Origin of the sequence: Yersinia thracica, assembly GCF_902170565.1 — a bacterium.
Taxonomy (GTDB): Bacteria; Pseudomonadota; Gammaproteobacteria; order Enterobacterales; family Enterobacteriaceae; genus Yersinia; species Yersinia thracica.
On the sequence record NZ_CABHXX010000009.1, the window covers coordinates 95,244 to 121,904 of the forward strand.

The window sequence follows — 26,661 nt, forward strand, 5'->3', positions numbered from 1 at the left end:
TATTTTATAGCTAATAAATCGTTACAGAATAAAGCGATAACCCACTCCAGTTTCCGTTAATAAATGTTTAGGGCGGGTAGGGTCGGTTTCTAATTTTTGACGCAGATGGCCCATATAAATGCGCAGATAATGGCTGTGTTCGACATAATTAGGCCCCCAAACTTGGTTGAGTAACTGGCGTTGGGTAATGACCTTGCCCGTATTCGCCAATAATGCTGAAAGTAACCGAAATTCAATCGGGGTCAGGTGGAGATCAACACCGGCGCGGGTGACTTGGCGGTTAATCAAATCCACGCTGATATCTGAAAAGTTTACCCGCGGGCTTTCCTGGCTGCCCCCACTGTGACGGCGCAAAGCAACGCGCACTCTCGCCAGTAATTCACTGATACCAAAAGGTTTACTGAGATAATCATCGGCGCCAGCATCCAGCGCGGCCACTTTGTCTTCTTCACTGCTACGGGCCGATAACACAATAATCGGGATGGCGCTCCACTGACGTAAATCCTGAATATAGGTCAGACCGTCACCATCCGGCAGACCCAAATCTAAAATAATGAGGTCGGGTTTACGGGTCCCAGCTTCAATCAGGCCGCGTTGCAGGGTTTCACTTTCAAATACGCGCCAGCCTTCACCCTCCAGCGCAATTCGAACAAAGCGCCGGATCTCTTTTTCATCTTCAACAATTAATATGTTAGTCGGGGATATCGTCACGTTTCCTCAGTATCAATGTGTTCACTGTCAATTTCCGGGGCTTTCTCCAGTGGCAGGGTAAAGTGGAAGCTCGCACCGCCATCTTGACTTTTTTCCACCCAGATACGCCCACCCTGTACATCAATAATGGCACGGCAAATGGCTAAACCCAAACCCACCCCCGGAATTGCGGACTCTTTGTTACCACGAGAGAATTTATCAAAAATCAATTGTTCCTGCCCAGCCGTGACTCCGGGGCCATTGTCCCAGACTTCGACATTCAGCCACTCGCCTTGCACCTTGGCTCTAATCCCCAACAATGCAGCGTAACCGGCGTATTTATGGGCGTTTTCAAGTAGGTTAATAAACACCCGCTCCAACAAGCTGCCATCACAGTTGATCAGCACCATTTCATCCGGTAATTCGACCTTAATCTGATGATGACTTAAGGTGGTTTCCAGCATATGCAGGGCGCTGCCGATGATTTCTTCCAGTGACTGCCACTCTTTGCGCAGGTTAAAACCGCCCGATTGGATGCGGGCCATATCCAGTAAATTGTTGACCAGCCGGGTGGTGCTCAGCACTTGTTGGCGGATTTGATTGGCTTGTGGCGCATGGCGTGAACCTTCGGCGGACAGATCCAATGTCAGGATTTCCGCCTGACCGAATAGCACGGTTAGCGGCGTACGCAAATCATGGGAAAGTGCCGCCAGCAGGGAGTTGCGCAGTTGCTCGCGTTCCGCATCCAGTTTGGCTAATTCGGCGCTGCGGGCCAGATGCAACCTTTCCAGCGCGTTGGCAATCAAGCTGGTAAAAGTCTGTAGCAAGCGCTGTTGCTCCGGCACCATCAGTTGGCGCAGGTTGGCCGGTTCAATCGCCAGCACGCCGTAAGTTTGTTTCGATGCCGTCAGCGGCAGTAATTGGTAAGGTACACCCGGCAAGGTATCGGTACCCGCGCCCGCTGGTGCGCCTTTGTCAAAGCTCCAGCGGGCAATGGCTTCGTCGACGGAAAGCGCGCCGCCATCATCGGTAGTAATTTGTTGTAAGCGCCCATCTTCTTGCGGCAGCAGCAGGTCGGTTTTGGCCTGAAAACTGCTGGAAAGAAAATGACGGCTGGTTTTGGCAATGTCTGCTGGGGTGAGGGCGCGGCTTAATCCGCGTGACATTTCATACAGATGTCTGGCGCGTTGCTCGCGGTAACGGGCAATTCTGGCTTGATAACGCACCCCGGCGGTCAGGTTCCCCACCACGATGCCAACAATCAGCATGACGCCAAAAGTCAGCAAATATTGCACATCAGTCACCGCCAGTGACCAGTGCGGTTGGACAAAAAACAGGTCAAAACTGGCAACATTAATAACCGCCGCCAAGACAGAAGGCCAGCGGCCATAAAACAGTGCAATAATCACTACGCCGAGCAAGTAAACCATCACCAGGTTGGCTTGGTCGAACCCCGGTATTAGCCACTGTGATAATACCGTGATCAGCGCACACAGGCCGATGGCCGCGACACAGCCGCGTAATTGCATCCGCCATTTTTCAGTGAAAGTTCGCGAGTCGGTCTCTTTCACGACATTGGCTGGGGCATCCTCCAGGGCGATAATCACCAGATCTAAATCCGGCCCGAGCTTGCCCAGACGGTCGGCAAAGCTGCCGCGTAGTTTCCAATGTTGTTCAGTGCGGCGGCCAATAATGATTTTGCCCAAATTATGTTCGCGGGCGTAACGTAATATCGCCTGTTCCTCACTGGGTTCTGATAAAGTTGCGGTTTCAGCCCCTAATTCTTGCGCCAGTTTTAGGGTGCGCAGAATGGCGCGACGTTTGGCTTCCGGCAGGCGGTGCAGCCGTGGGGTTTCGACATAAACCGCATGCCAAATACAGCCCAACCGCGCCGCCAGCCGGGCTGCGGTCCGCACCAGTTTTTCATTGCCGCTGTTGTGGCCGATACACAATAAAATCGCATCGCGGGTATGCCAAACACGCTCGCGCCCTTGCGTGTCGCGAAAGGCGCGCATCTGGTCGTCAACCCGATCCGCCGTGCGGCGTAGGGCCAGCTCGCGCAGTGCAATCAAATTACCCTTGCGGAAAAAATGCTCAATAGCGCGCTCGGCCTGCCCTGGAATATAGACTTTCCCCTCATTGAGCCGTTGGCGCAGGTCATCAGGGGGAAGATCGACTAAGACCACTTCCGTGGCCTCGTCAAACATATGGTCGGGTACTGTTTCTCGCACCCGAATACCGGTTACGCCACCGACCACATCATTGAGACTTTCCAAATGTTGCACATTGACGGTGGTCAGCACATCAATGCCCGCATCCAGCAGCTCTTCAACATCCTGCCAGCGTTTGGGATGGCGGGAGCCATGGGCATTGCTGTGGGCCAGTTCATCCATCAGGATAAGGGCGGGGTGGCGGGCGAGGGCGGCATCCAAATCAAATTCACGAACCTGCCGATTACGGTGATGAATCCGCTTTGCTGGCAGGATTGTCAGCCCTTCCAATAAGGCGGCGGTTTCACTGCGCCCGTGAGTTTCGACAACGCCGACTAACACATCCAGCCCTTGCGCCCGCAGGCGCTGGGCTTCTTGTAGCATGGCGTAGGTTTTGCCCACTCCGGCGCAAGCCCCAAAAAAGACTTTTAGTCGGCCACGAGATTTTTCATTCGCGGCCGCAAGCAGACTGTCGGGGTTTGGGCGGGTTGGTTCTGCATCCACCATGTTATGTCCTTAAGATTTTACCGGAGTAGCCGGGATTTTCACGTGACTTTGGGCATCCAGTGCCATATTCAGGTTCAGCACGTTGACAACGGATTCACCGAAGAAATTTGGCGTTGCTTTCTGTACATTGTCATCAATCAATTGTTTGACCTCAGACAGCGGCATTTGACGAATGCTGGCAATGCGTGGAGCTTGATAATAGGCGGCTTCCAGTGAAATTTGCGGGTCGAGACCACTGGCGGAAGCGGTCACCAAATCAACCGGCACCGGCCCAGTTTGGGTTGGGTTTGCCTGGCGCAATAATTTAACGCGCTCACTGATGGCTTTATCCAAATCCGGGTTGCTGGCAGCCAAGTTGCTGCCGCCGGATGACATTGGATTATAAGGCATATCGGCGGTTGCCGATGGGCGGCCAGCAAAATAACCCGGTTGAGTAAAGTTTTGGCCGATCAAGCTAGAGCCGACCACCTCATCACCCAGCATCACCAGTGAACCATTCGCTTGCTGTGGAAACATCAGTTTTGCCAGCCCAGTGGTCAACAGAGGATAAGCTATTCCGGTGATAAGTGTCAGTAATATCAGTAAAACCAATGCCGGGCGCAGCCAGGACATACTTTTTGTGGATGACATATTGGTGGTCGATGACATCTTTTATTACCTCAATTTGAGTCTTAAAACCGGCCACTACGCAAGCGGCAGTGGCCGTGACTTAGGTTAAATTTAACTGCCTTAGACCAGATTTAACGCCGTCAACACCAGGTCGATGAGCTTGATACCGACAAACGGCACCAGTAGCCCGCCCAGACCATAAATCCACAAATTGCGGCGTAGCAATGCGGCAGCGCTCATCGCCTTGTAACTGACCCCTTTTAGCGCCAGCGGGATCAGGAACACAATCACCAGCGCATTAAAAATAACCGCCGACAATATTGCCGAAGCCGGTGAATGTAATTGCATCACATTCAATGCGTTAAGCTGCGGGTAAGTGGCCGCAAACGCCGCCGGAATGATGGCGAAATATTTGGCGACGTCGTTGGCGATACTGAAAGTGGTTAGCGAACCACGGGTCATCAGCATTTGTTTGCCGATATGCACCACTTCAATCAACTTGGTTGGGTTAGAGTCCAAATCCACCATGTTGCCTGCTTCTTTGGCGGCTTGAGTCCCGGAGTTCATCGCCACCGCCACGTCAGCCTGTGCCAGTGCCGGGGCGTCGTTGGTGCCGTCGCCGGTCATGGCCACCAATCGGCCCTCTGCTTGATATTGGCGAATTAAGGCCAGCTTGGCTTCCGGTGTGGCTTCGGCCAGAAAATCATCGACTCCCGCTTCAGCCGCAATCGCCGCCGCAGTCAGGCGGTTGTCACCGGTGATCATCACGGTTTTAATGCCCATTTTGCGCAGTTCAGCAAAACGTTCTTTAATGCCGCCTTTGACGATATCTTTCAGCGCCACCACCCCCAGCACCCGAGGGCCATCGGCCACCACCAGAGGGGTACCGCCGGTGCGCGCCACACTTTCCACCGCATCTTCGACCGCGCGTGGGAAGTGACCCTGATTGGATTCCACATGGCGACGAATTGCATCGACCGCACCTTTGCGAATCATTCTGTCTTGTACATTCACGCCGCTCATGCGGGTTTGTGCTGAGAAGGGCACAAAGGTGGCATTCAAGCTGTGCAAGTCGCGTTCGCGCAGGTTAAAGCGCTGTTTAGCCAGCACCACAATACTGCGGCCTTCCGGGGTTTCGTCGGCCAGTGATGAGAGCTGCGCGGCATCCGCCAGTTGTTGCTCGGTCACTCCCGGTGCTGGCAAGAATTCTGATGCCTGACGGTTACCCAGCGTGATGGTGCCGGTTTTATCCAGCAGCAGCACATCGACGTCACCGGCAGCTTCGACGGCGCGCCCGCTGGTGGCTATCACATTAGCCCCTAACATGCGGCTCATCCCGGCCACACCAATAGCGGATAACAACCCGCCGATGGTGGTGGGGATCAAGCAAACCAGCAGCGCCACCAACACGGTGATGGTGACCGGTGAACCGGCATGGTTAGCTTCAACACTGAAGACCGAGAATGGGTATAAAGTCGCGGTCGCCAGTAAAAAGACGATGGTCAGTGCCACCAGCAAAATGGTCAGCGCCACCTCATTGGGGGTTTTGCGCCGTTTAGCTCCTTCCACCATGGCTATCATGCGGTCGAGGAACGTCTCGCCGGGGTTAACACTGCACTGAACCACCAGCCAGTCTGACAGCACCCGAGTCCCGCCGGTTACCGAGGAAAAGTCACCGCCGGATTCACGGATAACCGGCGCAGATTCACCGGTAATGGCGCTTTCATCCACCGAGGCTCCGCCCTCCAGCACTTCACCGTCGCAGGGCACGGTGTCACCGGCTTCAATCAGCACCACATCACCTTTGCGCAGACTGTCGGCAGAGACTTTTTCTTGCGGCGCATCAAAGCGGGCTTCGGTCAGTTTTTTCGCCCAACTGGTTTTTTTCACGCCGCGCAGACTTTCCGCCTGCGCTTTGCTGCGCCCCTCGGCCAATGCTTCGGCAAAGTTGGCGAACAGCACGGTAAACCATAGCCACAGGGCAACACTGCCGGTAAACATGGCGTTGCCAGTGGTCTGGCCGCTTAAGATAGCCAGCCAAATCAGGGTGGTCAGCCCACTTCCCAGATACACCACGAACATCACCGGATTGCGCCACTGGACGCGCGGGTCCAGTTTCTTCATGGCATCAAGCAGCGCAGTGCGAACCAGTGCTGGCTCAAAAATTGCGCGTTGTTTGCGGGTCATAGTTATTCTCTCGTTAAAGTGTTAACCAAATTTGCAGATGTTCGGCGACCGGGCCTAAGGCCAAAGCTGGGATAAAGGTCAATGCGCCCACTAATAACACGGTGCCCACCAGCAAGCCGATAAACAGTGGCCCCGCAGTAGGTAGGGTGCCGTTGCCAGCCGGTTGCCGTTTTTTCGCCACCAATGAACTGGCAATCGCCAGCACCGGCAGAATCACGCCGAATCGACCCAAGAACATCGCCGCAGCCAGCAGCAGGTTATAAAACGGTGTATTGACACTCAGGCCAGCAAAGGCGCTGCCGTTGTTATTGGCCGCCGAGGAGAGGGCGTAAAGCACTTCGCTAAAACCATGCGCACCGGGGTTAAGGATCCCAGCGCGACCGGCATCAGTACAGAGCGCCAGTGCGGTGCCTAACAGCACGATAGCCGGCGTGACCAAAATCGCCAGCGCGGTCATTTTCATATCAAATACATCAATTTTCTTGCCGAGGTATTCAGGGGTACGGCCAATCATCAGCCCGGCAATAAAAACCGTCAGCAGCACGAATAACAGCATGCCGTACAAACCGGAACCGACGCCGCCAAACACCACTTCACCAATCTGCATCAACCACATGGGCACCATGCCACCCAGCGCGGTAAAGGAGTCATGCATGGCGTTAACCGCGCCGCAAGATGCCGCCGTGGTGACCACGGCATACATGCTGGTCGCCAGGATACCGAAGCGGGATTCCTTACCCTCCATATTGATATTGCTGTCGGCACCCAACGGCATCAAATGCGGGTTACCGGCCAGTTCGGCGTACATCACCACCACCACTGCCACCACAAAAATCAGTGACATAGCCCAGATCAGTGCATGACCCTGGCGGTTATCCCCGACCACTTGGCCGAAAGCAAAACACAGTGCGCAAGGGATCAAGAAAATCGCCAGCATTTGCACAAAGTTGCTAAACGCCGTCGGGTTCTCAAACGGATGCGCGGAGTTGGCACCAAAGAAGCCGCCGCCATTGGTACCCAGCAGTTTGATGGCTTCCTGCGAGGCCACCGGCCCCATCGGCAAGGTCTGTTTTACCCCCTCGAGGGTAGTGATATGCAGGTAACTGTCCAGATTCTGCAAGACGCCTTGACTGACAAAAACCAGCGCAATGAGCAGCGAAATGGGCAATAAGACATATAAAGTGATGCGAACCAAATCGACCCAGGCATTGCCCAGTGTGTTGGCTGAATGGCGGGCAAATGCGCGGATCAGCGCAAAAGCCACCGCAATACCGGTAGCCGCCGACAGGAAGTTTTGTACTGTCAGACCGGCCATTTGGCTCAGATAACTGAGGGTATTCTCCCCGCTATAGGCTTGCCAGTTGGTGTTAGTGACAAAACTCACCGCCGTATTCAGCGCCAAATGCCATGATAGCCCCGGCATATTTTCCGGATTCAGTGGAAACGCGCCTTGCATCATTAACAGTGCGAACAGCAGCGCCACGCCCAGCAGGTTAAAACTGAGAATGGCCAGCGCATATTGCCAGCCGTTCATTTCCTGGTTTTTTACCCCACTACAGCACCATAAACCGGCCTCGATTTTTTGTAATGGCGCGAAGGGTTCACCCTCGATAAGACGCGCCAGGAAACTTCCCAATGGACGGGACAGCACCAACAACACCAACATAAAGCTGGCAATAAGCAGAAATCCGGATGCCGCCATTTAAAAGTCCTCCGCGTTAAATAAGGCATAAACCAGATAGCCCAGTAGCAGCAGAACCAGCAGCGCACCACAAATGATGCTGACACTCACGATATACCTCCACAGGTCTTATTTTTTGATAACAGCAGCTTAGGAAGTTGTAAGAAAAGTTCTTGATAAAAAAACGGGGCGGGGTGTAAAAAAAGTATAAAAACGGTCAATAAATAACCAGTAAGTGAGTGTAAATTACTCAGTGCCGATGTAATCTAGTCAATCGAGTTAGCTGGATCGGTATTTTTTTGGTGAATGTATTCGGTTTTCTAATTCATATGTGTCCAGCAACCTCCGTGAAACAAATAACAAAATGAAGTTAACTTTTCTGTAACAAAATTACAAAATTGGTGGTTTTTTTGTGCTTTTTACGCAATTGAGTGGTCGGATGAGTGGTAAACTTTCAATCAATGCGGTAAAATTTTGTCCAGTTACCCATTTTGTTTATTTTACTTTCAACGCCACGCGGTAATCGACCCTCTGCGAATTAGGGCTAGCGGTTACATAAAGGCGTTTTAAAGGAGGGTTATTATGTCCATGTACAACGCATACCCATTGCATCAGGTTATTTTGCGTCGCATCGCAGTGATTCTGATGGGGTTATTGGCGCTGCCAGTGATGCTTTTCCGCAAAGACCGCGCCCGTTTCTATAGCTATCTGCACCGTGTTTGGGTCAAAACCAGTGATAAACCGGTCTGGTTGGCACAGTCAGAAACGGCTCCGCAATATTTTTATTGATTGCTAAACTATCAGGTTTGCAACGGTAAATTGCAGTAAAGTGAAAGGCCCGTGAGTTAATGCTCATGGGCTTTTTTATTGGGTGATGGAGAATAAAATGCCGCAAAACCAGCCAGTAACACAGAATATTGTATATTGCCATGCGCGCGATGAACTCGATGCACTCTGTGAGGCGGGTATCACCCGTGGCAAATTAATGGAATTTCATAGCCGATATAAATTAGTGTTATTAGCGCATTCACAACCGGAATACCGTGAAATTGGGCCTTTTATTGCGGCAATGGATAAATGGCCATCACTGAGTGAATTTACTGCTGAGTATCGCCAGCGTTTACTGCATTTACTGTCCCATTCTCCGACGGTGGCTAACCACACTAATGTGCTGATGCATGTGCAGGGCTATTTTCGGCCTTATCTCACCTCAGCGCAGCGTCAGGCTTTGGCACAGCTTATTGATCAATATCGTCTGGGGAAATTGCCTCTCAGCGCGCCGATTGCGCAGATAGCAGCCTATCAGGTTGAATTCCCAAATGATTATCTAGCTGGGCAGCACTATTTTATGTTTTATTTAGCGCAAGGTTAAAGCATGGCCACACATCTTATTTGGTTCCGTAATGATTTACGCCTAACTGATAATCTGGCACTGCATGCGGCGTGTCAGGATCCACAAGCCATTGTGATGGCGGTGTTTATTGCCACACCGGCACAATGGGCGGTGCATGACATGGCACCGCGACAGGCGGTATTTTTGCTGCAAAATCTGCAACTGTTGCAGGATGCGCTCGCCGCACGAGGAATCCCGCTGCACTATCATCAGTGTGATGATTTTAAGGATTCGATTACCTGGCTGAATGATTTTTGTCAGCAACAGCAGGTGGATGCGCTGTTTTATAACCAACAGTATGAGCTGAATGAACGCGTGCGAGATGAGGCATTGGCGACATTACTGAGTCAGCGCGCTATCGCCTGTCACGGTTTTCATGACAGTGTGCTATTGCCGCCGGGCACTGTCCTGACGGGCAATAATGAAATGTATAAAGTTTTCACTCCGTTTCGCCGTGCATTTATCCAGCGGTTAATGATGAGTGATTGCCGCAGTGTTCCGGCACCGAAAGCCCGTGCCACCGCAGTTGTGTCCCCCTCGCAGCCCCTGGCACGGTTTGATTATCCACAACAGCCGGTCGACAATCAGCTATTCCCGGTGGGGGAAGAGGCCGCGCTACAGCGCTTGCGCCGTTTTTGTCGCGAGGATGCTCCGGACTATCAGCAGCAACGTGATTTCCCCGCCGTTGCGGGCACCAGTTGCCTGTCACCTTATCTGGCGCTGGGAATACTTTCGCCTCGCCAATGTGTTAATCGCCTACGAGCCGAATGCCCGGAGGTGCTGGAGAATGTCGATGGTGGGGCCTTTATCTGGCTTAATGAATTGATATGGCGTGAATTTTATCGTCATTTGCTGGTAGCCTATCCTCGGTTATGCCAGCACCATCCCTTTATTGCCTGGACTGATGCAGTAATATGGAACCACTCAGAACAGCAATTAATCGCCTGGCAGCAGGGGCGAACAGGGTATCCTATTGTTGATGCGGCCATGCGGCAGCTCAATGCAACAGGTTGGATGCATAACCGCTTGCGGATGATCAGTGCCAGTTTTCTGGTCAAAGACTTGTTGATCGACTGGCGGCACGGCGAACGCTATTTTATGTCGCAATTATTGGACGGTGATTTGGCCGCTAATAATGGCGGTTGGCAGTGGGCAGCATCAACCGGGACGGATGCCGCACCCTATTTTCGCATCTTTAATCCCACCACGCAGGGAGAGCGTTTTGATAAAGATGGCGCTTTTATTCGCCGCTGGTTACCTGAGTTGGCGGCAGTACCCGACAGCGATATCCATCAACCATGGCGTTGGGCCGAGCGACAGCAGCAACCATTGGATTACCCACCACCGCTGGTGGACCATAAGCAGGCCAGATTGGCTACACTCGCGGCATTTGAAGCCGCTAAGCGGGATGGCAGCAAGGATCCCTAATCACCTGGAGCCTTCATGTTTTTGACTTATATTTCGACTCAATCGGCAGCAACTGTCCGTCAAGTCAGCAGTAATAAGCGCCGTAACCGGCTGCTTAAAGCCGGATTGGTTTTCTCTTTTAGCCTCTATAGCACCTTGGCCGCCGCAGAGTTTGAAGTGGTGGCACTGGGGGTAGATGGCGGTGTCAGTGATGGCAATCTGACTTCCTATCTGATTCGTGATGATAGCCAGCCAGTGTATTTGGCGCTGGATGCCGGTTCGGTGTTGCCGGGGATAGCTAAGGCGCTAGATAAAGGCCATTTTTCTGATGTGACTGCCGAACAGGCCGCTCCGCTCACTCAGCAGGGTTATGTTTTTCGCCAAAGCATCAACAGCTATTTTATTAGCCATGCCCATCTTGACCATGTATCTGGCCTGATTATTGGTTCACCGGAAGACAGTAAAAAAACTATTTATGCATCAGCCGATACTATTGATGTATTGAGGAACTACTATTTTAACTGGCGTGTCTGGCCCAATTTTACCGACAGTGGCAGTGGCACACGTTTGGGGACTTACCGCATGCAACTGGTACGCCCGGCTCAATCATTAAGCTTGGGGCTGACCCGTTTAACCGGCGAGATGTACCCGCTCAGTCATGATAAATCGCCATCTTCAATGTTACTTATCACTAGCAATAAGGCGGCTTTTGCCTATTTTGGCGATACTGGCCCGGATGAGATAGAAAAGTCGAAAAATCTGGATACAGTGTGGCGAAAGTTGGCTGAAAAGGTGCAAAAGCAGCAGTTGAAAGGGATGATTATTGAAGTTTCTTACCCAAATGAAGTGGATGATGGCAAATTGTATGGTCACATGACGCCCAAGTGGTTGCTGAAAGAATTGAAAAATCTTGAGAAATACAGCGGCGCAGGGCAGCCATTAAAAGGCTTGTCGGTGGTCATCAGCCATATCAAACCCTCATTCAAGCAGGGCCAGGATGTGCGCAAAGTCATTGCAGCCGAGCTTACGCAAGGTAATGATATGGGGATAAATTTTATCTTGATGGATCAGGGTGATAGCCTGAGGTTTTGATGGTGTAGGGCCGCGAACAAAGTCAAATGAAGGGGAAACGTGCCGTTGGGGTCGTAGTCGCGTAAGCGACCAGAGCGCCCCTAGGTGCGGTCAATCCTTCACTCACTGAGTTATCATCAGCTTTGCCAATGTTTTGATGGTGTTTGATTTTTATAAAACACAGATTAATAAGAGTTAAATAATGCGAAATATAGAACTGGAAACTCTACTCAATAATCAGCTGAATATCTCGGCTTTTCAAGACTATGCACCCAATGGTTTGCAGGTTGAGGGAAAGACGGAGGTCAAGCGCATTGTTACCGGTGTCACGGCCAGCCAGGCGCTGCTGGATGCGGCGGTGGCGCAGCAGGCGGATGCCATTTTGGTGCATCACGGTTATTTCTGGAAAAATGAACCGGCAGTGGTGCGGGGAATGAAACGTAACCGGCTGAAAACCTTATTAACCAATGACATCAATCTGTATGGCTACCATTTACCGCTGGATGCGCACCCTGAATTAGGCAATAACGCGCAACTGGCGAAATTACTGGGGATTCGGGTGCAGGGAGAAATTGAATCTCTGCTGCCGTATGGTGAATTTGATGCGCCGCTAAATGCCGTGATTTTACGTCAGCGATTGGAAAAATTATTGGAACGCCCGGTATTACATTGTGGCGAGCACGCGCCGACGGATGTGCGCCGTATTGCCTGGTGTAGCGGGGGTGGGCAAGGATATATTCAGCAAGCCGCTGAGTTTGGTGTCGATGCATTTATAACTGGCGAGGTTTCTGAGCAAACTATTCATATCGCCCGGGAGATGGGGGTGAATTTTTATGCGGCTGGGCATCATGCAACCGAGCGCTATGGGATTAAAGCGCTAGGTGAATGGCTCGCAACCCATTATCAACTCGACGTTATCTTTATTGATATTCCTAACCCCGCCTGACCCATACGGCATTATGCACCGGTGATCAGTCTCGGTGCATAAGTTGCCGTTGATATTCCCTCTATTACGCAGTATTAAACCTCACAAAAAAAATGGTTTATCGGCTATTCAGCTATTTGAAATACTCATCTGGTCGCAGTTGGGTGATAAAACGGCAATTCTTAAGAATATATCCTCGCTTTCCCCTGATTCTAAATAAGAAAAAAGTCGCATTTTCCCTGCTATCTTTATGAAAAACCCTTAAAAATAAGCCATTACAGTGATTAATATTGGTCTTTTCACTCGGTTTAGTGATTGTTCACAGCTATGGGTTGATTCAGTTCTATTGACAGCGGCTAGGCGCTAACGCATAAATATAAGCTTATAACGATTATTTATATAAAAACAAAAGTGATAGGGGACGGGAGTGCAACGAGCTCGATGCTATTTACTGGGAGAAAGTGCGGTGGTTCTGGAGCTAGAACCGCCAGTCACATTAATAAGCCAGCAACGGATTTGGGGGTTAGCTGATCGCCTGATTCATCATCCCGATGTTCTTGAAGCCATCCCCGGAATGAATAACCTGACTTTATTGCTGACTGACCCACAGCATACCGCGTTGGATGCTATTGAACGGCTGCAACGCTGGTGGGAAGAGAGTGAGTCATTAGTGCCTGAATCGCGCGATGTCACTATCCCGGTTATTTATGGCGGTGAGGCTGGGCCTGATTTGGCTGAGGTAGCGCGTCATATCGGTATGACTGAGCGTCAGGTGGTTGAGTGCCATGCGGGGGCGAGTTATATCGTCTATTTTCTCGGGTTCCAACCGGGTTTTTCATATCTGGGGGGAATGCCGGAACAACTGGCAACACCACGGCGCGCTGATCCACGGCTGGTGGTACCTGCGGGGTCAGTCGGGATTGGCGGGAGCCAAACGGGTATTTATCCGCTGGCAACGCCGGGGGGCTGGCAGCTTATTGGCCGCACATCATTGGCGCTGTTTAATCCGTTAGAAATGCCGCCAACCTTGTTGCGGCCTGGTGACAATGTGCGCTTCCTGCCCTTAAAGGAGGGCGTATGCTGAAAATAATTCGTGCAGGTATTTATACCACGGTGCAAGACAGTGGCCGTGGCGGTTTTCGCCGTTTAGGTATCAGTCAGGGCGGGGCGCTCGACTTACCGGCGCTGAGCATGGCGAATATGCTAGTAGGGAATGAGGCGGGTGCCGCCGGGTTGGAAATTACATTGGGCCAATTTATCGCTGAATTTACCCAACCGGGCTGGATTGCGGTCACTGGCGCGGGCTGTGAGGCGATGCTGGGTGACCAACTGCTCTGGACGGGCTGGCGCTACCCGGTCAAGCCCGGCCAACAGTTAAAACTCAGTGTGCCGCACCGCGGTATGCGCAGTTATCTGGCGATTTCTGGCGGTATTGATGTGCCGGAAATGCTGGGGTCGCGCAGTACAGATTTAAAAGCGGGTTTTGGTGGTCATCAGGGGCGGTTGATTAAAGAGGGCGACAACCTGCCATTGGGCCAGCCGACGCGTTTACCGCGTGAATCTGTTGGCATCAAACAATCTGTTGGCATCAAACAATCTGTTGGTATAAAACAAATGTTATTTGGTAACCGGGTGCGCGCAGTACCGGGGCCGGAATATCATGAGTTTGACGATGTTGCGCAGGGCGCTTTCTGGCGCGAAGCCTGGCAACTCAGCCCGCAAAGCAACCGAATGGGATATCGCCTGACTGGGCGTGAGTTAACCCGCACCACTTCCCGCGAGATGCTGTCGCACGGTTTATTGCCCGGTGTGGTGCAAGTGCCGCATAACGGCCAGCCCATAGTGTTGATGGCGGATGCGCAAACGACCGGCGGTTACCCGCGTATTGCCTGCGTGATTGAAGCGGATCTCTACCATTTGGCGCAACTTCGACTCGGGGAGTCGGTGCATTTTGTCCAGTGCAGCGTCGAAGAGGCACTCCGCGCCAAGTCAGAACAACGCCATTATCTACAGCAGATTGAATGGGGTTTACAGCAAGGGTTCGATGCTCTGGAGGCTAAATGCACGGAGGCCCAATGAATGTTGATTTAAATGCAGATTTAGGCGAGGGCTGTGCCAATGATCAGGCGCTGTTGCAATTAGTCAGTTCCGCCAATATCGCCTGTGGTTTTCATGCTGGCGATGCCCAAACCATGCGCCAATCAGTGCGCTGGGCTATAGAGTATGGGGTGGCTATTGGCGCACACCCGAGCTTCCCGGATCGCGAGAATTTTGGTCGCACCGCCATGCAGTTACCGCCCGAGACCGTCTACGCCCAAGTGGTTTACCAACTGGGCGCACTGGCCGCCATCGTGAAAGCCGAAGGGGGAGTTATGCAGCATGTGAAACCGCACGGCATGTTGTACAACCAGGCGGCATTGGATTCGCAACTGGCGGAGGCTATTGCTCAGGCGGTCAAAGCCGTCGACCCGTCATTGCGCTTGGTAGGGTTAGCGGGGAGCGAACTCATCCGCGCCGGCGAGCGAGTGGGCTTAGTGACCCGGCAAGAGGTATTTGCTGATCGCCGTTATCAAGGCGATGGCACCTTGGTGCCGCGTAATCAGCCTGATGCGCTGATCGAAAGTGACGAGCTGGCGCTATCACAAACCTTGGCCATGGTACAACGTCATCAAGTGCAGGCGCGTGATGGCAGCTGGGTGCCGGTGCAGGCGGACACGGTTTGTGTGCACGGTGATGGTGCCCATGCATTGCATTTTGCCCGCCGTTTACGTGACAGTTTGCAGCAGCAAAATATCATCGTCACCGCGCAATAAGGGGCATTAAAACCCTACTTGGATCATAAAAAATTATCAGCGCCAGCCCTGAGCGCAATAGCGTCATAGATGTAAATCTATAACATTTTCAATATTATGACAGGAGCGTCATCTTGGAACAAACGGTAAACCTTTGGCCGCTGATAGGGATCGCGGCAATTGTAATCGGATTTTTACTACGCATTAACGCCGTCTTGGTGGTGATAAGCGCCGGGATCATCACGGGCGTGGCAGCATTGATGCCAATAGCCACCATTTTAGAAAAACTGGGCGAGGGGTTTCTCAACACCCGCAATCTGCCCCTGATTCTGTTACTGCCGTTGGCGGTTATTGGCTTGCTGGAGCGCCATGGCCTGAAAGAGCGAGCGCAGGCGTGGATTTCGCAAATTAAAAGCGCCACTTCTGGCCGCTTATTGATTGTGTATTTGTTTGTGCGTGAAGCCACGGCAGCGCTGGGGTTAACCAGCCTTGGCGGTCATGCACAGATGGTGCGGCCGCTATTGGCTCCGATGGCGGAAGGGGCGGCGAAAACCCGTTATGGCGAGCTGCCGGAAAAAGTGCGTTATCGTTTGCGCGCCATGTCGGCCGCGACAGATAACGTGGGGCTGTTCTTTGGTGAAGATATTTTTGTCGCCTTCGGTGCCATCATTTTTATGCATAACTTTATGCTGGAGTCCGGTGGCATCCAAACCGAGCCGCTGCATATCGCCCTGTGGGGGATCCCGACGGCGATTTGTGCTTTCTTGATTCATGCTTACCGCTTACAACGTTTAGATAAACATCTCGCCGCTGAATTAACCGCGCTGAATCAGTCTGCCCTGGCAACCAAGGGAGACAACAAATGATTTTCCAACAACAATATTTATATTGGCTAGCTGGCGCTGTATTACTGATGGTCGCAGTGATGTCGTTTCGGGATAAAGCCAACCCGCGTCGTGTGACCACCGGGTTGTTTTGGGGGCTGTACGGGCTGGTTTTCCTGGTGGGGGATTGGACTTACCGCCTGGCAAATACCTTGGCGGGCGAGGGGCCAGATGAGAAACGGGTTCTGAATATTACTGTCGGTGTGGTGGTCATTATCATGGCGCTCATTGCCGGTTTCGGCGGAGTAAAACTGGGCAGTTATCATCAGCGCACCGAGCAAGAGCGCGAAGTGAGCGCCAAGCGCCTCGGTAACCGGCTGTTTCTTCCGGCACTGACCATCCCTGTGGTGACGGTTATCGGCGTGCTGCTGTTTAATAATATTCCGGCTTTGGATCTGTGGCTATTTGGTAGCGGTAACCACGCCACGTTGGTGACCTTATTCTCAATGACCGTCGGCTGCGTACTCGGCTTGTTGATTGCGGTGTTCCTGACCCGCGAAACGGCTGCTCAGCCAGTGCAAGAAGCGCGGCGTTTGCTGGATTCCATCGGCTGGGCATTTATTTTACCGCAGATTTTGGCGACGCTCGGCCTGCTGTTTACCACAGCCGGTGTCGGGACGGCGATTGCCCATCTGACTCAGGAATATCTGGCGGTAGATCATCGCTTTATTGCCGTGGCGGTCTATGCTATTGGCATGGCGGTGTTAACCATGATCATGGGGAATGCCTTTGCGGCTTTCCCTATTGTCACTGCCGGTATTGGTATCCCCATTTTAGTGTTGCAGCACGGTGGTAACCCCGCGGTGATGGCCGCTATCGGGATGTTCTCGGGTTATTGCGGGACTCTAATGACCCCAATGGCGGCTAACTTTAACATTGTTCCTGCTGCATTATTGGAGCTGCCAGATAAAAATGCGGTGATCAAAGCCCAGATCCCAACCGGGGTCACTCTTTTGATTGTTAACGTGTTTTTACTGTATTTCTTGATGTTCCTCTAGGAGAGGCGATGAAAAGTGTATTAATTACCGGGTTTGAGCCCTTTGACGGGGAGCGGGTTAATCCTTCTTGGGAAGTGGTCAAACAGCTCAATGATCTGATGCTCGGCGGGGTCAAAGTGGTGGCCCGCCAATTACCTTGCGCTTTTGGCGAAGCACTGATTGCGCTGAATGCCGCCATAGATGAGGTTCAGCCAGTATTGGTGTTGGCTATTGGCCAGGCGGGAGGCCGTGCCGAGATTAGCATCGAGCGGGTGGCCATTAATATTGACGATGCCCGCATTGCCGACAATCTGGGAAAGCAGCCCATAGACCAGCCAATCGTGGAAAATGGCCCGGCAGCCTACTTCACCCGTCTGCCTATTAAGGCCATGGTGCAGGGCATTCGCGAGGCGGGAATTCCGGCTTCGGTGTCCCAAACTGCCGGAACCTATGTCTGTAACCACGTGATGTACGGGTTATTACATCGGTTACATCAGGCTAATGATGAAGTTAAGGGCGGTTTCATTCATATCCCTTATTTACCGGAACAGGCGGTTAATCACCCTGGCGCGCCCAGTATGTCAGCGCACTCAGTGGTGATTGCTTTGGAACTGGCCATTTCCATCGCTTTACAAATTGATCATGATTCGCACATTGCCGGTGGCGCAATCCACTGATCCTACCCTTCGTCCTTGAAGCTACAGGGGTGTTAGCTACGCTCACGCACCCGAATCACTTACTAATGTAAGCTCATCGGGACTTGTATGCTTGCTGCCTACCTGTAACTCCAATGAATTTGGGTATAAAAACGCCACCTAAGATGGTGGCGTCAGACTGCTGACAAAGTCAAATGAAGGGGAATCGTGCCGTTGGGGTCGTAGTCGCGTAAGCGACCGGAGCGCCCCGAGGTGCGGTCAACCCTTCACTCACTGAGCTATAAATCGCTTTATCATTAATTTCAAACGCCACCTCAGCGGGTGGCGTTGTTACATCAAATAGCAAAAAGTCGGCCTATTACTTCAGTTGGCTCTTAAAATCACGTTCTGCATAACCGGTATAAAGTTGGCGCGGACGGGCAATTTTAATGCCTTCGTCGTGCATTTCATTCCAGTGAGCAATCCAGCCAATGGTACGGGCGATAGCAAAGATTACCGTGAACATAGAAGATGGAATTCCCAACGCTTTCAGGATGATACCTGAATAGAAATCGACGTTTGGATACAGTTTTCTCTCGATGAAGTACGGGTCGTTCAGCGCAATATGCTCTAACTCCATCGCCACTTTCAGCAGGTCGTCTTCCAGTTTTAGCTCTTTCAGTACTTCATGACAGGTCTCACGCATAACGGTTGCGCGCGGATCGTGGTTTTTATACACACGGTGACCGAAGCCCATCAGACGGAATGAGTCATTTTTATCTTTTGCACGACGGATAAACTCTGGAATGTGTTCAACAGTTTTAATCTCTTCCAGCATCTTCAGACAGGCTTCATTAGCACCGCCGTGAGCTGGCCCCCACAGGGAAGCGATCCCCGCAGCGATACAAGCAAACGGGTTGGCACCAGAAGACCCGGCGGTGCGCACCGTAGATGTGGATGCGTTTTGTTCGTGATCAGCATGCAGGATAAAAATGCGATCCATAGCGCGTTCCAATACCGGGTTAACTTCGTATTTTTCACAAGGTGTAGAGAACATCATGTTCAGGAAGTTACCGGCATAAGACAGGTCGTTACGCGGATAAACAAACGGCTGGCCGATGGAATATTTATAACACATCGCGGCAACCGTCGGCATTTTGGACAACAGACGGAAAGCGGTGATTTCACGATGGCGCTCATTATTGACATCCAGCGCATCGTGGTAGAAAGCTGCCAGTGCGCCCGTCACCCCACAGAGCACTGCCATTGGGTGTGAATCGCGGCGGAATCCGCGGAACAGACTGGTTATCTGTTCGTGGATCATGGTATGGCGGGTGACTGTTGCTTTGAAGGTTTCATACTCTTCTGCGGTCGGAGTTTCGCCATACAATAAGATGTAGCAAACTTCCAGATAAGTAGAGTTCTTGGCCAATTGGGCAATTGGGAAGCCGCGGTGCAGCAGAATACCTTCGTCACCATCAATATAAGTGATTTTTGATTCGCAGGATGCGGTAGAGGTAAAACCGGGGTCAAAGGTAAAATAACCTTTAGAACCTAGGGCACGAACATCAATAACGTCAGTGCCGATGGTTGGGGATAGCACGCCCAGTTCGATCGCAGCTTCGCCTTCCAAATTCAGCGTCGCTTTTTTGTTAGCCATTTACAGTCTCCTTAGCGCTTATTTTAAAACCCCTAACAAGCTAAATGTCTTGGATACCCGCAGGGCATCCCCTCATCAGCACGTCTCTGTGTTCACCTTGAAAAGTGAATTAGGGTACAGAGTGTCTTACCAATGCGGCGGACGATTCAATCGTGCGGATCGTCAACTGACGTTACTTGTTTGTTAAGGATTTGTTGGATTCTTATAATTCGTTTTTTATTTTCCTACGAAACATATGGGGATAATTACTGAGTACACTGTTGCATAACTTAAGCTTATGGGGAAGTGTATCCGCACACCTTTAGTGAATGATAGGGTTTGTTTTCACCATAGTTGTAATTTAAATGTTTATTCTTTGTCAAATCAGATAATTAATTTTATGCCAATTATGTAAATCGTGATCGTAATCACTGTTCAGGGGAAATGTTCCCAATCAGATTGTGTGGGAATTGTAATAAGAATGTGAACCCCCTATACTGCCGCCAGGTCTCCGGATTACCCTGAAGTAGGAGCACCCAGCGTTATACAGAACACGTCATCTAAGCATTCAGGATGTTATGTTTAAATGTGCGATGTGAAGGGTTTCGGCTCTTAACGCTGTCTGATCCACGCCCAGGCCCGGAGGAAGGAAAATAATAAGAGCTGTGTGGGCAAAACCGTGAAAAAACAAAGACCTGTCAATTTGGATCTGCAAACGATTCGATTTCCTGTTACTGCGATAGCGTCCATTTTACACCGAGTCTCTGGCGTAATTACTTTCGTTGCCGTGGGTATCCTCCTCTGGCTGTTAGGTTTGTCTGTCTCCTCGCAAGAAGGGTTCATGCAAGCTGCGGCTGTCATGAATAGCTTTTTTGTTAAATTCATCTTCTGGGGAATACTGACTGCGCTGGCCTATCACATTTGCGGTGGCATCCGTCACTTGTTAATGGATTTCGGCTATATCGAAGAGAGCTTGGCTGCGGGGACCCGCTCCGCCCAAGTAGCAATGGTGTTAACCTTGGTGCTGTCAGTTTTAGCTGGAGTCCTGGTATGGTAAGCAATGCTTCTGCGTTAGGGCGTAATGGCGTACACGACTGGCTGTTACTACGTGCTTCTGCGATCGTCATCACTCTGTATGTTCTCTATATTCTGGGCTTTGTCGTCATTGTTCCAGATATCACCTACGAAATCTGGCGTGGCTTCTTTGCTTCGCACATCACAAAAGTGTTTACCCTGCTGACATTGCTGTCAATTCTGGCTCACGCCTGGATTGGTCTGTGGCAGGTATTAACGGACTATATCAAGCCGATAGCAATACGACTGGTGCTGCAACTAGCCGTCGTGATTACGCTGCTGGTTTATCTATTATATGGAACTATTGTGGTGTGGGGTGCTTAAATGAAACTGCCGGTCAGAGAGTTTGATGCTGTTGTTGTTGGTGCGGGCGGCGCAGGTATGCGCGCGGCACTGCAAATTTCACAAATGGGGCTGTCGTGCGCCCTGATATCCAAAGTTTTCCCAACTCGTTCCCATACCGTATCTGCGCAGGGGGGGATTACTGTTGCACTGGGTAATACCCATGAAGATAACTGGGAATGGCATATGTATGACACGGTAAAGGGCTCCGATTATATCGGGGACCAGGATGCCATTGAATATATGTGTAAAACCGGCCCTGAAGCTGTCCTTGAGCTGGAACACATGGGGCTACCTTTCTCCCGTTTAGAAGATGGCAGTATTTATCAGCGGCCATTTGGTGGGCAGTCGCTCAACTTTGGCGGTGAGCAAGCGGCGCGGACTGCGGCGGCAGCTGACCGTACCGGGCATGCGCTGTTACACACCCTTTATCAGCAAAACCTGAAAAATCACACCACGATTTTCTCCGAATGGTATGCACTGGATTTAGTGAAGAATCAGGACGGCGCTTTTGTGGGCTGTACCGCTATCTGCATTGAAACCGGGGAAGTGGTTTATTTCAAAGCGCGGGCGACTGTGCTGGCGACCGGCGGTGCCGGACGTATTTACCAATCAACCACTAATGCGCACATTAATACCGGTGACGGTGTGGGCATGGCCCTGCGTGCCGGTGTTCCGGTGCAGGACATGGAAATGTGGCAGTTCCACCCGACGGGTATCGCCGGGGCGGGTGTGTTGGTGACCGAGGGTTGCCGTGGTGAAGGCGGTTATCTGCTGAATAAGCACGGTGAGCGCTTTATGGAGCGTTATGCGCCGAACGCCAAAGATTTGGCGGGTCGTGATGTTGTCGCGCGCTCCATTATGATTGAAATCCGTGAAGGTCGTGGTTGTGAGGGGCCGTGGGGTCCGCATGCCAAATTGAAGTTGGATCACTTGGGTAAAGATGTGCTGGAATCCCGCCTGCCGGGCATTCTTGAGCTATCACGCACCTTTGCACACGTTGACCCCATTAAAGAACCTATCCCGGTTATCCCAACTTGTCATTATATGATGGGCGGGATTCCGACCAAAGTGACCGGTCAGGCCATCACAGTTAATGAAAAGGGTGAAGATGTTGTTATCCCTGGTTTGTTTGCTGTGGGTGAAATTGCCTGTGTTTCCGTCCACGGTGCAAACCGTTTGGGCGGTAACTCATTGCTGGACTTGGTGGTCTTTGGCCGCGCAGCCGGTATGCATCTGCAAGAGTCTTTGATGGAGCAGGGCACTAGCCGCGATGCCAGTGAGTCTGATATCGAAGCATCACTGGAGCGCATGAACCGTTGGAATAACACCCGCTCAGGTGAAGACCCGGTTGAGATCCGCAAAGCATTACAGGCCTGTATGCAGAATAACTTCTCGGTGTTCCGTGAAGGTGATGCTATGGCCAATGGTTTGGAAGAACTCAAAACTATCCGCGAACGTCTGCAAAATGCCCGTCTGGATGACACCTCCAGTGAATTCAATACCCAGCGTATTGAATGTCTGGAATTGGACAACCTGATGGAAACCGCGTTTTCCACTGCCGTGTCTGCAAATTTCCGCACCGAAAGCCGTGGCGCACATAGCCGCTTTGACTTCCCGGAACGTGATGATGCGAACTGGCTGTGTCACTCGCTCTATTTGCCAGACACCGAAAGCATGACCCGCCGTGAGGTAAACATGCAGCCTAAGCTACGTGCGGCCTTCCCGCCGAAAGTGCGTTCTTACTAATGCATGTGTTGTGTTGATAGGGTTAAATCCTAACCCGTTGCGGAGGAAAAGGTCATGAAGCTTGAGTTTTCAATTTATCGCTATAACCCGGACGTCGATAACGCGCCGCATATGCAGGATTATACCCTCGAAGCGGAAGAAGGCCGGGATATGATGTTGCTGGATGCCCTTATCCAGTTAAAAGAAAAAGATCCGACGCTGTCGTTTCGTCGCTCATGCCGTGAAGGTGTTTGTGGCTCAGACGGTTTGAATATGAATGGCAAAAATGGGCTGGCATGCATTACACCGGTTTCGGCTTTGCAAAAAGGCAATAAAAAGATTGTGATTCGCCCATTGCCGGGGTTGCCGGTGGTGCGGGATTTAGTAGTCGATATGGGGCAGTTTTATACTCAATATGAGAAAATTAAACCTTACCTGTTGAATGATGGCAAAAATCCGCCAGCACGTGAGCATTTACAATCGCCGGAACAGCGCGAAAAACTGGATGGTTTGTATGAATGTATCCTGTGCGCCTGTTGCTCCACATCTTGTCCGTCATTCTGGTGGAATCCGGATAAATTTGTTGGCCCCGCAGGGTTACTGGCTGCCTATCGCTTCCTGATAGATAGCCGTGATACTGAAACAACAGCACGTTTGGATGATCTGGACGACGCTTTTAGTGTTTTCCGCTGCCATAGCATCATGAATTGTGTCAGTGTTTGTCCTAAAGGCCTTAACCCGACCAAAGCAATTGGCCACATTAAGTCTATGTTGTTACAGCGTAGCGCATGATAATTACAGCGTAGTGCATCATAAGCGCTACAGTGCATATGATAGTTGCAACGCAGTACATGATGTGAGTTTATTAACCTGGGGAATATTTCCCCAGGTTGCTTAAAGGTAGGGAATCTCTAAAAGCCGACAAGTTGTCCGTTTTTAGAGGTTCCTTGAACGGGACCGTTAAGGTCCATAACAGAACGTGTATTAAGCACGTCGAGTGAACCGTTTTTACGGCAAACCGTTGATACTACGGTGTATATGTTAACCACGGCGAAAACTGAAGCTTCAAAGCTTAAGGGATCATGATGCAGAACGGCGCAATGAAGGCCTGGCTGGATTCCTCCTATCTGGCGGGCGCGAACCAGTCCTACATAGAGCAGCTCTATGAAGACTTTTTAACCGATCCTGGTTCCGTTGATGATAGTTGGCGTTCAATTTTTCTACAACTACCTACGACGGGTGTAAAACCTGATCAGTTCCACTCTCAAACACGTGAGTATTTCCGTCGCCTGGCGAAGGATCCCTCTCGTTATAACTCATCCATCAGTGATCCTGAAAATGATGCCAAGCAAGTTAAGGTGTTGCAGTTAATCAATGCCTTCCGCTTCCGCGGCCATCAACATGCCAACCTAGACCCACTCGGTTTGTGGCAGCAGGAGTCTGTTCCAGACCTTGACCCTGCTTATCACCATCTGACCGAATCCGACTTCCAGAACACCTTCAATGTAGGTTCTTTTGCTATCGGCAAAGAAACCATGAAGCTGTCTGATTTGTATGCGGCCCTGAAACAGACCTATTGTGGTTCGATTGGCGCTGAATACATGCACATCACCAACACTGAAGAGAAACGTTGGCTTCAGCAGCGGATTGAATCGGTGGTCGGGAAACCAACATTCAGCGATGAAGAAAAGCGCCGCTTTCTGAGCGAACTGACTGCAGCTGAAGGTTTGGAGCGTTATTTAGGGGCTAAATTCCCTGGTGCTAAGCGTTTCTCGCTGGAGGGCGGCGATTCGCTGGTCACCATGCTGAAAGAAATGATTCGCCATGCCGGTAAAAACGGAACACGTGAAGTGGTTCTGGGAATGGCGCACCGTGGCCGCCTGAACGTATTGATTAACGTGTTGGGTAAGAAACCGGAAGATTTGTTCGATGAATTTGCCGGCAAACATAAAGAGCATCTGGGGACGGGGGACGTTAAATATCACCAAGGTTTCTCATCCGATGTGGAAACCGAAGGCGGCCTGGTTCACCTGGCCTTGGCCTTTAACCCTTCGCATTTGGAAATTGTTAGCCCAGTGGTCATCGGTTCGGTACGAGCACGCCGTGATCGTCTGGATGAAGCGCGCAGCAATATGGTATTGCCAATCACTATTCATGGTGATGCGGCGATTGCCGGGCAGGGCGTGGTGCAAGAAACATTGAACATGTCTCAAGCCCGTGGTTATGAAGTGGGCGGGACGGTGCGCATTGTTATCAACAACCAGATTGGTTTCACCACCTCGAACCCACTGGATGCGCGCTCTACCCAATACTGTACTGATATCGCCAAAATGGTACAGGCCCCAATTTTCCACGTGAATGCTGATGATCCTGAAGCTGTGGCGTTTGTGACTCGTCTGGCGTTGGATTTCCGTAACACCTTTAAACGTGACGTGATGATCGACCTGGTTTGCTACCGCCGCCATGGGCATAACGAAGCCGATGAGCCAAGTGCAACACAGCCCGTGATGTATCAGAAGATCAAAAAACACCCGACGCCGCGCAAAATCTATGCTGACAAGCTGGTAGAGCAAAATATCGCCAGCCTGGAAGATGCCACGGAAATGGTCAACCTGTACCGTGATGCACTGGATCATGGCGACTGTGTGGTGGAAGAATGGCGTCCAATGAATCTTCAATCCTTCACTTGGTCACCCTATCTGAACCATGAATGGGATGAAGAATATCCAAGCAAAGTTGAGATGAAACGCCTGCAAGACTTGGCGCGCCGTATCAGCCACGCACCAGAAGCCATTGAAATGCAATCCCGTGTTGCCAAGATCTATGGCGATCGCGCCTTAATGGCAAGCGGCGAGAAACCTTTTGACTGGGGCGGTGCTGAAACACTGGCTTACGCTACTCTGGTCGATGAAGGGATCCCCATTCGCTTATCTGGTGAAGATGCTGGGCGCGGGACTTTCTTCCATCGGCATGCGGTGATTCATAACCAGAAAAATGGCTCAGTTTATGTGCCATTGGCTAATGTCCACAGCGGGCAGGGCGATTTCCAGGTATGGGACTCCGTGTTATCGGAAGAAGCTGTTTTGGCGTTTGAATATGGTTATGCCACCGCAGAACCGCGCACTCTGACTATCTGGGAAGCGCAGTTTGGTGACTTTGCCAACGGTGCTCAAGTGGTTATCGACCAGTTTATCAGCTCCGGCGAGCAGAAATGGGGCCGTATGTGTGGCCTGGTCATGCTGTTGCCGCACGGTTATGAAGGGCAAGGGCCAGAGCACTCCTCTGCACGATTGGAGCGTTATCTGCAACTTTGTGCTGAACAAAACATGCAGGTGTGTATCCCGTCAACACCAGCACAGGTTTACCATATGATTCGCCGTCAGGCATTACGTGGTATGCGCCGTCCACTGGTGGTGATGTCGCCTAAGTCATTGTTGCGTCACCCATTAGCAGTTTCTTCGCTGGATGAATTGGCCGATGGTAGCTTCTTACCCGCCATTGGTGAAATCGATGAGCTGGACCCGAAAGGCGTTAAGCGTGTCGTGATGTGCTCTGGCAAAGTTTATTATGACCTGCTGGAACAGCGGCGCAAAAACGGGCAAACCGACGTTGCTATCGTGCGTATCGAGCAGCTTTATCCGTTCCCACATCATGCGGTACAAGCGGTGTTGGAACAATTTGCTCATGTGCATGATTTTGTTTGGTGTCAGGAAGAGCCGCTTAACCAGGGCGCTTGGTATTGCAGCCAACATAACTTCCGTGAAGTGATCCCATTTGGCGCATCCTTGCGTTATGCAGGCCGCCCAGCATCAGCTTCGCCGGCAGTTGGATACATTTCCGTACACCAAAAACAACAACAAGCGCTGGTTAATGACGCGCTGACTGTTGAATAGCGACCGGTTAACACATA

Annotated in this window: 23 protein-coding genes; 16 read left to right on the forward strand and 7 right to left on the reverse strand. The window is 51.3% G+C overall.

Features of this window, described 5'->3' with window-relative positions:
- Nucleotides 1-21: 21 nt before the first annotated feature.
- The 6 genes from kdpE to FTA91_RS01760 all read right to left on the reverse strand — a co-directional run bounded on the left by kdpE (nt 22) and on the right by FTA91_RS01760 (nt 7,995).
- Nucleotides 22-711, reverse strand: coding sequence for a two-component system response regulator KdpE (kdpE, locus tag FTA91_RS01735; RefSeq protein WP_050112679.1), 690 nt, complete (start codon nt 709-711; stop codon nt 22-24).
- Nucleotides 708-3,407, reverse strand: a complete 2,700-nt coding sequence (kdpD, locus tag FTA91_RS01740; protein WP_145535845.1) for a two-component system sensor histidine kinase KdpD — start codon at nt 3,405-3,407, stop codon at nt 708-710. Before kdpD ends, kdpE begins: the two co-directional genes overlap by 4 nt.
- Nucleotides 3,408-3,416: 9 nt before the next feature.
- The gene (gene kdpC / locus FTA91_RS01745) at nt 3,417-4,055 is read right to left on the reverse strand and encodes a potassium-transporting ATPase subunit KdpC (RefSeq protein ID WP_050112683.1); all 639 of its coding nucleotides are present in this window, start codon (nt 4,053-4,055) and stop codon (nt 3,417-3,419) included.
- 81 nt (nt 4,056-4,136) lie between these two features.
- Nucleotides 4,137-6,203, reverse strand: a complete 2,067-nt coding sequence (kdpB, locus tag FTA91_RS01750; RefSeq protein WP_145535843.1) for a potassium-transporting ATPase subunit KdpB — start codon at nt 6,201-6,203, stop codon at nt 4,137-4,139.
- A 13-nt stretch (nt 6,204-6,216) separates the two neighbouring features.
- On the reverse strand, nt 6,217-7,905 hold the full coding sequence (gene kdpA, locus FTA91_RS01755; RefSeq protein WP_050112686.1) for a potassium-transporting ATPase subunit KdpA: 1,689 nt from the start codon (nt 7,903-7,905) through the stop codon (nt 6,217-6,219).
- On the reverse strand, nt 7,906-7,995 hold the full coding sequence (locus FTA91_RS01760) for a K(+)-transporting ATPase subunit F (protein WP_032819844.1): 90 nt from the start codon (nt 7,993-7,995) through the stop codon (nt 7,906-7,908). It lies immediately after the preceding gene.
- Between the two features lie 471 nt (nt 7,996-8,466).
- Between FTA91_RS01760 and FTA91_RS01770 the strand changes: the two genes are divergently transcribed.
- The 11 genes from FTA91_RS01770 to pcp all read left to right on the forward strand — a co-directional run bounded on the left by FTA91_RS01770 (nt 8,467) and on the right by pcp (nt 18,010).
- A complete protein-coding gene (locus FTA91_RS01770) occupies nt 8,467-8,673 on the forward strand; it encodes a YbfA family protein (protein ID WP_050112688.1) in 207 nt (68 codons plus the stop codon).
- A gap of 97 nt (nt 8,674-8,770) precedes the next feature.
- Nucleotides 8,771-9,256, forward strand: coding sequence for a YbgA family protein (locus FTA91_RS01775; protein WP_050112690.1), 486 nt, complete (start codon nt 8,771-8,773; stop codon nt 9,254-9,256).
- A 3-nt stretch (nt 9,257-9,259) separates the two neighbouring features.
- Nucleotides 9,260-10,705 (forward strand): deoxyribodipyrimidine photo-lyase, encoded by a 1,446-nt coding sequence (gene phrB / locus FTA91_RS01780; RefSeq protein ID WP_145582815.1) that lies wholly within the window; start codon nt 9,260-9,262, stop codon nt 10,703-10,705.
- Between the two features lie 15 nt (nt 10,706-10,720).
- A complete protein-coding gene (locus tag FTA91_RS01785; RefSeq protein ID WP_186377335.1) occupies nt 10,721-11,776 on the forward strand; it encodes an MBL fold metallo-hydrolase in 1,056 nt (351 codons plus the stop codon).
- 181 nt (nt 11,777-11,957) lie between these two features.
- The gene (locus FTA91_RS01790; RefSeq protein ID WP_050112697.1) at nt 11,958-12,701 is read left to right on the forward strand and encodes a type 2 GTP cyclohydrolase I; all 744 of its coding nucleotides are present in this window, start codon (nt 11,958-11,960) and stop codon (nt 12,699-12,701) included.
- A gap of 406 nt (nt 12,702-13,107) precedes the next feature.
- Complete coding sequence (gene pxpB / locus FTA91_RS01795; protein WP_050112699.1) at nt 13,108-13,764, forward strand: 5-oxoprolinase subunit PxpB; 657 nt, start codon at nt 13,108-13,110, stop codon at nt 13,762-13,764.
- Entirely contained in the window at nt 13,758-14,759 is a 1,002-nt protein-coding gene (gene pxpC, locus FTA91_RS01800; protein WP_050112701.1) for a 5-oxoprolinase subunit PxpC, read from the forward strand. Before pxpB ends, pxpC begins: the two co-directional genes overlap by 7 nt.
- A complete protein-coding gene (gene pxpA / locus FTA91_RS01805; RefSeq protein ID WP_145535839.1) occupies nt 14,756-15,493 on the forward strand; it encodes a 5-oxoprolinase subunit PxpA in 738 nt (245 codons plus the stop codon). Before pxpC ends, pxpA begins: the two co-directional genes overlap by 4 nt.
- Nucleotides 15,494-15,606: 113 nt before the next feature.
- Nucleotides 15,607-16,338, forward strand: coding sequence for a DUF969 domain-containing protein (locus FTA91_RS01810; protein ID WP_050112705.1), 732 nt, complete (start codon nt 15,607-15,609; stop codon nt 16,336-16,338).
- Nucleotides 16,335-17,354: a DUF979 domain-containing protein gene (locus FTA91_RS01815; protein WP_050112707.1), complete on the forward strand. Its 1,020-nt coding sequence runs from the start codon at nt 16,335-16,337 to the stop codon at nt 17,352-17,354. The genes FTA91_RS01810 and FTA91_RS01815 overlap by 4 nt, the downstream gene beginning before the upstream one ends.
- 8 nt (nt 17,355-17,362) lie before the next feature.
- A complete protein-coding gene (pcp, locus tag FTA91_RS01820) occupies nt 17,363-18,010 on the forward strand; it encodes a pyroglutamyl-peptidase I (RefSeq protein WP_145535837.1) in 648 nt (215 codons plus the stop codon).
- A 337-nt stretch (nt 18,011-18,347) separates the two neighbouring features.
- On the opposite strand, the gene FTA91_RS01825 is transcribed toward pcp, so the two are convergent.
- A complete protein-coding gene (locus FTA91_RS01825; RefSeq protein ID WP_050112711.1) occupies nt 18,348-19,628 on the reverse strand; it encodes a citrate synthase in 1,281 nt (426 codons plus the stop codon).
- Nucleotides 19,629-20,274: 646 nt separating this feature from the next.
- Here FTA91_RS01825 and sdhC point away from each other — a divergent pair.
- The 5 genes from sdhC (at nt 20,275) to sucA (ending at nt 26,644) form a co-directional block, all read left to right on the forward strand.
- On the forward strand, nt 20,275-20,664 hold the full coding sequence (gene sdhC, locus FTA91_RS01830) for a succinate dehydrogenase cytochrome b556 subunit (protein ID WP_050112713.1): 390 nt from the start codon (nt 20,275-20,277) through the stop codon (nt 20,662-20,664).
- Nucleotides 20,658-21,005: a succinate dehydrogenase membrane anchor subunit gene (sdhD, locus tag FTA91_RS01835; RefSeq protein ID WP_004393318.1), complete on the forward strand. Its 348-nt coding sequence runs from the start codon at nt 20,658-20,660 to the stop codon at nt 21,003-21,005. Before sdhC ends, sdhD begins: the two co-directional genes overlap by 7 nt.
- A complete protein-coding gene (gene sdhA / locus FTA91_RS01840) occupies nt 21,006-22,772 on the forward strand; it encodes a succinate dehydrogenase flavoprotein subunit (RefSeq protein ID WP_145535835.1) in 1,767 nt (588 codons plus the stop codon).
- Nucleotides 22,773-22,826: 54 nt separating this feature from the next.
- Nucleotides 22,827-23,543, forward strand: a complete 717-nt coding sequence (locus tag FTA91_RS01845) for a succinate dehydrogenase iron-sulfur subunit (protein ID WP_005165479.1) — start codon at nt 22,827-22,829, stop codon at nt 23,541-23,543.
- A gap of 293 nt (nt 23,544-23,836) precedes the next feature.
- Nucleotides 23,837-26,644 carry a 2-oxoglutarate dehydrogenase E1 component gene (sucA, locus tag FTA91_RS01850; protein WP_050112717.1) on the forward strand — a complete coding sequence of 936 codons (2,808 nt, stop codon included), beginning with the start codon at nt 23,837-23,839 and terminating at the stop codon, nt 26,642-26,644.
- Nucleotides 26,645-26,661: the final 17 nt, after the last annotated feature.

Bases quoted from the DNA above. Each gene is read 5' to 3' on its own strand.
- pxpA (WP_145535839.1), top strand. From the start codon at position 14,756: ATGAATGTTGATTTAAATGCAGATTTAGGCGAGGGCTGTGCCAATGAT.
- FTA91_RS01775 (WP_050112690.1), top strand. From the start codon at position 8,771: ATGCCGCAAAACCAGCCAGTAACACAGAATATTGTATATTGCCATGCG.
- sdhD (WP_004393318.1), top strand. From the start codon at position 20,658: ATGGTAAGCAATGCTTCTGCGTTAGGGCGTAATGGCGTACACGACTGG.
- kdpA (WP_050112686.1), bottom strand. From the start codon at position 7,905: ATGGCGGCATCCGGATTTCTGCTTATTGCCAGCTTTATGTTGGTGTTG.
- kdpD (WP_145535845.1), bottom strand. From the start codon at position 3,407: ATGGTGGATGCAGAACCAACCCGCCCAAACCCCGACAGTCTGCTTGCG.
- FTA91_RS01770 (WP_050112688.1), top strand. From the start codon at position 8,467: ATGTCCATGTACAACGCATACCCATTGCATCAGGTTATTTTGCGTCGC.
- phrB (WP_145582815.1), top strand. From the start codon at position 9,260: ATGGCCACACATCTTATTTGGTTCCGTAATGATTTACGCCTAACTGAT.
- FTA91_RS01815 (WP_050112707.1), top strand. From the start codon at position 16,335: ATGATTTTCCAACAACAATATTTATATTGGCTAGCTGGCGCTGTATTA.
- FTA91_RS01790 (WP_050112697.1), top strand. From the start codon at position 11,958: ATGCGAAATATAGAACTGGAAACTCTACTCAATAATCAGCTGAATATC.
- FTA91_RS01825 (WP_050112711.1), bottom strand. From the start codon at position 19,628: ATGGCTAACAAAAAAGCGACGCTGAATTTGGAAGGCGAAGCTGCGATC.
- FTA91_RS01845 (WP_005165479.1), top strand. From the start codon at position 22,827: ATGAAGCTTGAGTTTTCAATTTATCGCTATAACCCGGACGTCGATAAC.
- kdpC (WP_050112683.1), bottom strand. From the start codon at position 4,055: ATGTCATCGACCACCAATATGTCATCCACAAAAAGTATGTCCTGGCTG.
- sdhA (WP_145535835.1), top strand. From the start codon at position 21,006: ATGAAACTGCCGGTCAGAGAGTTTGATGCTGTTGTTGTTGGTGCGGGC.
- FTA91_RS01785 (WP_186377335.1), top strand. From the start codon at position 10,721: ATGTTTTTGACTTATATTTCGACTCAATCGGCAGCAACTGTCCGTCAA.
- pxpC (WP_050112701.1), top strand. From the start codon at position 13,758: ATGCTGAAAATAATTCGTGCAGGTATTTATACCACGGTGCAAGACAGT.
- pcp (WP_145535837.1), top strand. From the start codon at position 17,363: ATGAAAAGTGTATTAATTACCGGGTTTGAGCCCTTTGACGGGGAGCGG.
- sucA (WP_050112717.1), top strand. From the start codon at position 23,837: ATGCAGAACGGCGCAATGAAGGCCTGGCTGGATTCCTCCTATCTGGCG.
- kdpB (WP_145535843.1), bottom strand. From the start codon at position 6,203: ATGACCCGCAAACAACGCGCAATTTTTGAGCCAGCACTGGTTCGCACT.